Annotated in this window: 3 protein-coding genes; 1 reads left to right on the top strand and 2 read right to left on the bottom strand. The window is 68.2% G+C overall.

Translation table 11 applies throughout. The annotated features are described in order from the left end of the window. A partial coding sequence (gene ppk1, locus HRL41_RS11405; protein WP_216662674.1) for a polyphosphate kinase 1 occupies positions 1 to 2,688 on the bottom strand: 2,688 nt, incomplete at its 3' end. 97 nt (positions 2,689 to 2,785) lie between these two features. Further along, positions 2,786 to 3,712 carry an exopolyphosphatase gene (locus HRL41_RS11400; protein WP_172137129.1) on the bottom strand — a complete coding sequence of 309 codons (927 nt, stop codon included), beginning with the start codon at positions 3,710 to 3,712 and terminating at the stop codon, positions 2,786 to 2,788. A 143-nt stretch (positions 3,713 to 3,855) separates the two neighbouring features. On the opposite strand from HRL41_RS11400, the gene HRL41_RS11395 reads away from it, so the two are divergent. After that, complete coding sequence (locus HRL41_RS11395) at positions 3,856 to 5,454, top strand: polyphosphate--AMP phosphotransferase (RefSeq protein WP_165170816.1); 1,599 nt, start codon at positions 3,856 to 3,858, stop codon at positions 5,452 to 5,454. Positions 5,455 to 5,917: the final 463 nt, after the last annotated feature.

Genomic DNA, 5,917 nt, shown 5'->3' with positions numbered 1-5,917 from the left:
CCCGGCGACGACGGCCGCGCTGCCCGCCGCATGCGCCACGCTGGTGGCGGCGCTCCTCGCAGCCGCCTTGGCGCGCTCGATCTGCTCGGGGCTCGGCGTGGCGGCGTGCGCGCGGGCGCTCTCGCCGCCGAGCTCGCCGGGCATCTCGTCCACCTCGTCGGAGGCGGCCTCGTCCTCGACGGGCGTGGCCTCGACGACGATCTCCTCGACGGCGGCCTCAGCCGCGCCACCTGCGCCGGCAGCCTTGCCCGCGGTCCCGGCGGCGATCCCGGCAGCCACGGTCCCGGCCGCGCCCACCGTCGCGCTTGCGACGCCGGCCGCCTCGCCGACGCTCATGAAGACCTTCCCCGCCACCGCTGTGGCCTCGTCCTCGTCGATCGCGGGGGCGTCTACGAACTCGGACACCTCCTCGCCGAGGGGCTCGTGCGCGAACGCGCGCCCGCCCACGCTGATGCGGTTGGCCTCGCGGTGCGCCTCGAGCTCGGCGGCGGCCAGGTGCTTGCGCTGCGCCTCGGCGATCAGGTAGTTCTGCGAGTCGAACAGAGGAGCGCCCGCCTCGGCGAAGTACCCGAGCTCGGTGTAGGCGCTCGTGGGCAGAAGCTCGCGCAGCTTGGCGGTGTCGCTCATGCAGGTGGCCAGGTACCCGAGCACCTGGTCGCGCAAGTCGTTGTTCAGGATGGGCCAGGCGATCTCGATGCGCTTGTCCATGTTGCGCGTCATGAGGTCGGCGCTCGACAGGTACACCTTGCAGTCGTCAAGCGGGCCGAAGCAGTAGATGCGGCTGTGCTCGAGCAGGCGCCCCACGATGGACACCACGCGCACGCGGTCGGTGAACCCCTCCACGCCCGGCACGATGCAGCTGATGCCGCGCACGAACAGCGTGCAGTCGACGCCGGCCTGCGACGCCTCGGCGATCTTGTCGATGACCTCCTTGTCGGTCACCGAGTTCGTCTTGAAGTACAGCCCGCAGGGCTCGCCTTTTCGCGCGAGCGCGATCTGCTCGTCGATCCCGGCGATGATGTTCTGCTTGATCTGCAGCGGCGCCACCCACAGGATGTCGTAGCTGTCGGAGGCGTTCTCAAGCGCCATGTTGCGGAAGAACTGCACGGCGTCGCGCCCGATGGAGGGGTCGCTCGTGATGAAGGAGAAGTCGGTGTACAGGCGCGCCGTCTTCTCGTTGTAGTTGCCCGTGCCGAGCTGCGTGATGTGCTGCAGGCCGCCGTCGGTCTGGCGCGTGATGCAGCACACCTTCGAGTGCACCTTGAAGTCGCGGAAGCCGTAGATCACGTGGCATCCGGCCTGCTCGAAGCGCTGCGACCACTCGATGTTGTTGCTCTCGTCGAAGCGGGCGCGCAGCTCGAACAGCGCCGTGACCTCCTTGCCAGCCTCGGCCGCCGCGATGAGCGCCTCGGCGAGGTGCGAGTGGCTGGCCAGGCGGTACAGCGTGATCTTGATGGAGATCACCTTCGGGTCGGCCGCGGCCTCGCGCAGAAGCTGCACGAACGCGTCCATCGACTCGTAGGGGTAGGACAGCAGCACCTCGCGCTCGCTCACCTGGTCGATGATGGGGCGGTTGCGGTCGAGGCACGCGGGCCACTGGGGCGTGAACGGCGTCTGCGCGAGGGCGGCGCGCTTCTTCGCCGACACGCGGCCGGCGAGCCCCCAGGTGAAGCCGAGGTCGAGCGGCACCGAGGTCACGAACGTCTGGTGCTCCTTGAGCCCGAGCTTCTCGAGGAGGAGGGGCTTCACGGTGCTCGACAGCTCGCGCTCGCTCTCGAGGCGCACCGGCGCCAGGCGCGAGCGCTTCTTCAGGATGCGCTTCATGTGCTCGCGGTAGTCGTCGCCGTGCTCGTCAGTGCCCTCGGTGGCGTCGAGGTCGGCGTTGCGCGTCACGCAGATCACGTTGGTGTGCTTCACCTTGTACATGGAGAACACCTCGGCGGCGTACATCTCGATCACGTGCTCGAGCAGGATGAACGAGGTTCCCTTGCCCGGCAGCTGCACCACGCGGTCGCACTGGCGCGGCAGCGGGATGAGGCCGAGCGTCACGCCCACGGCGCCGAGGTCCTTGGTGGCGCGCGCCTCGCGGGCGGCCTCCTTCGCCGCGGCCTTCCCGGCCTTGTCGGCCTTCGGGTCCTTCGCTCGGGCCTTCTTGTCCTTCTTCGGCAGCGCGCGCTCGTCGAGGCGCACCACGATGTAGAGCGCGCCGTTCTCGAGGTGGGGGAAGGGGTGGCGCGCGTTGATGATCTGCGGCGAGAGGAACGGCATGACGTGGGCGTGCACGTAGTCGTCGAGGAAGGAGCGCTGGTCGTCGGAGAGGTCGGCGGCGCGCACGTTCTCGATGCCCTCGGCGGCGAGCTGCGCGCGCAGGTCCTCGTAGGTGTGCTCGTAGTACGGGTACAGCTCGTGGCAGCGCGCGTAGATGGCGTCGAGCTGCTCGGCGGGCGTCATGCCCGACTTCGAGTCGATGATCGACTTCTTGACCAGCGCGAGGTCGGTCAGGCTGCCGACGCGCACCATGAAGAACTCCTGGAGGTTGCTCCAGAAGATGGAGATGAAGTTCAGGCGGTCGAGCAGGGGCACGGTGACGTCGGCGCCCTGGTCGAGGACGCGCTTGTTGAAGGCGAGCCAGGACAGTTCGCGGTTCTGCATGTAGGGGAGTCTGACGGGTGCGGCGTTACGGTCCATAGCATCTCGCTTTCTCTTATGGGGACGACGGCATGCGTGCGCAAGGCGCGCAAGCGTCAGTAAGGGCTTGGGGCGCGCCAGGGAAGCCTCGAAAAGCCTACGCTTCCAGTATACGCCTAATGAGGAATCCTTCGCGTACGCCGTACTTGCATATTTCCAAACTCTCGGCGCCGAGCGCGCGCATGAGCGTGATCGCGATGAGGCAGCCGGGCACGAGCGTGTGCAGGCGGTCGGGCGTGGCCTTCACGGCCAGGTGCGCGAAGGTGCGCGGGTTGCGCGCCAGGAGGGCCAGGAGCGCGTCGAGCTGGTGGAGCTCGAGCGTGCGCGGGCGGCCGGACGTGCCGAAGGCGGCGGCGTACATCTTGGCTGCGGCGCGCGTGGAGCCGCCGACGCCGTACAGGCGCGCGGCGCGGTACGGCTCGAGGTCGCCGAGCGTGTCCAGGTGCGCGGCGAAGGCGTCCTCGATGACGTGCATCTCGTCATGCGTGGGCAGGATCATGCTCACGAACTGGGCGTACGACGACACGCTGCCCTGCGGCAGGCTCACGCCGCAGCTGTCGGCGCCGCCTTCCACGCGCGTGAGCTCGGTCGAGCCGCCGCCGATGTCGATGAGCGTGCCGCGCTCGATGTCGCGGTCGCACGTGGCGCCCACGAACCCCAGGTGCGCCTCGTCGCGCGCGGAGAGCAGCTCGACGGGCAGCCCGATGGCGTCGCTGATGGCGCGCGTGGCGGCCTTCGAGTTCGAGCAGTTGCGCAGCACGGCGGTGGCGAACACGCGCACGCGATCGCAGCCCACGTTGCGCGCGCGGCGCAGGTGCTCGGTGAGCACCTCCACGGCGCGGTCGATGCCGGCCTGGGTGAACACGCCGTCGCTCACGTAGGCGGAGAGCCCCGCGATCTTCTTCTCGTTGATGACGCTGTGGAAGTCCTTCTTCGAGAAGGGCTTGCGGGCGCTGCCAGCCACCTCGTAGACCACCAGGCGAATGGAGTTCGATCCCAAGTCGATGACGCCGTAGTATGCCATGAGCCTCCCTCTCCGCCCGCCCGAGGGCGCGCAGCCAGCGATAACAGTGATAATATGATCCTATCTTATCAGTTTCGATGGAATTTAGGCGCGTTCGCATGCCTGCGGGTGATGTGCGCGGGCGCGCGCGAGGAGGCACTGCCATGCTTGAGAAAGTCGACTTCAGCCAAAAGCCCCTGACGAAGGAAGCGTACAAGCAGGACTACGACGAGCTCGTCGACCGGCTGGTGGTGCTCCAGCAGCAGGCGCGCGAGCAGGGCGTGGGCCTGGTGGTGCTGTTCGAGGGATGGAACGGCGCGGGCAAGGGCAGCCGCATCTCCGACCTCATGTACAACCTCGACGCGCGCGCGACCAGCGTGTACGTGGCGTCTGACGTGGACGCGTCCAAGGTGCGCGACTTCCCCGGGCGCGCGAGCGGCGTGTCGGACTACTTCCCGCTCATGCAGGAGTACTGGCAGGCGCTCGGCGAGCGCGGCGGCATCACGTTCTACGACCGCGGCTGGTACACCAAGGCCACGCAGCGCATGCTCGCGCGCACGGCGGGGGAGCTCCTGCACCCGCGCGAGGGCGCGCGCCACTACCTCGAGCCCATACGCGACTTCGAGCGCCAGCTCACGAGCGACGGCTACGTGGTGGTGAAGTTCTTCATCCACGTGACGAAGAAAGCCCAGCGCAAGCGCCTCGAGCGCCTCTACGACGACCCGGCCACGCGCTGGCGCGCGCCCGAGAAGAAGCTCGCCAGCACGCGCAGCTACGAGGACCAGTACGAGCTGTACGACCGCCTGCTCGAGGGCAGCAACTTCGACTTCGCGCCGTGGGTGCTCGTGAACGGCGAGGACAAGCGCGCAGCCAACCTGTCCATCGCGCGCACGCTCGTGAGGGCCTTCGAGGACGCGCTCGCCCGCAAGGCGCACCGGGACAAGCAGGCCATCGCCGCGGTGGAGCCCGGCACCCCGCCCGAGGAGGCCGCGCGCATCCAGCACGCGTTCGCGCCGGCGGCCTCGCGCTTCTCCATCACGGCCGACTACCCGCAGGTGGACACCATCGACCACACGCTCGCCCTTGAGCGCGACGAGTACAAGAGAGAGCTCAAGCAGCTGCAGAAGCGCCTGTTCCGCCTGGAGAACATGATGTACCAGGCGCGCATCCCGCTCATCATCATGTACGAGGGCTGGGACGCCGCCGGCAAGGGCGGCAACATCAAGCGCGTGGCCCAGGCGCTCGACGCGCGCGCCTACACCATCTTCCCGAGCCCCGCGCCCACGAAGTTCGAGCTGGCCCACCCGCACCTGTGGCGCTACTGGACGCGCCTGCCCAAGGCGGGGCACGTGGGCATGTACGACCGCTCGTGGTACGGGCGCGTGCTGGTGGAGCGCGTGGAGGGCTTCGCCACGCCCGACCAGTGGTCGCGCGCCTACGACGAGATCAACGAGTTCGAGCACGACCTGGTCGACTGGGGCGCCATCCTGCTGAAGTTCTGGGTCGACGTGAGCCCCGAGGAGCAGCTGCGCCGCTTCGAGGCGCGCGCGGCCGACCCCTCCAAGCAGTGGAAGATCACGCCGGACGACTGGCGCAACCGTGAGAAGTACCCGCAGTACAAGAGCGCCATCGACGACATGTTCCGCCTGACCTCGACCGTCTACGCCCCCTGGGTGGTCCTCGAGAGCGACAACAAGCTCCACGCCCGCGTGAAGGCCCTGCGCACCATCGTGGACGCCCTGGAGGAGCGCCTGGGAAAGTAGGGGCGGCGTTGCTTGCGGAAAACGAGGGGTCGCGCTAGTATGTTCGGATGCATGACTCGACCCGCGCGCAGCGCGCGCCTGACGCCGAAGAGGTAGCCTTATGAGCTTTATTCCCATGGAAGCGGTCTGGGTGATCGTCGCGATCATCGTCTTGATCATCGTGATCTTCATCGCGAAGGGCTTCATCGACGAGATGAAGAAGTAGCATCCGATGTGCGTCTCGCCTCGCATCGCAGCGCGTTCGCGCATGAGCTTCGCGTCGCGTTGCCAGGCAGGATGAATTGCATGTTAAACCTCGTGGGCGCCCCCGACGACCGGGGGCGCCTCCTATTATGATGGCGCCATGTCGTTTTGAGAGGACCCTATGGCTCGACACGTGAGACAACCGCAACCGCCCGACCCCCAGCCGACGCCGCCCGCGCGCCCGCAGGCCCGCCGCGCCGCCGCGCCCGCGCCCGGGACC

Source organism: Adlercreutzia sp. ZJ473 (assembly GCF_013185065.1).
Classification (GTDB): Bacteria; Actinomycetota; Coriobacteriia; order Coriobacteriales; family Eggerthellaceae; genus CAAEEV01.
This window is presented reverse-complemented; position numbering and strand designations above follow the sequence as displayed.

Coding starts and splice junctions, on each gene's coding strand:
- HRL41_RS11395 (WP_165170816.1), top strand. CDS start 3,856: ATGCTTGAGAAAGTCGACTTCAGCCAAAAGCCCCTGACGAAGGAAGCG.
- HRL41_RS11400 (WP_172137129.1), bottom strand. CDS start 3,712: ATGGCATACTACGGCGTCATCGACTTGGGATCGAACTCCATTCGCCTG.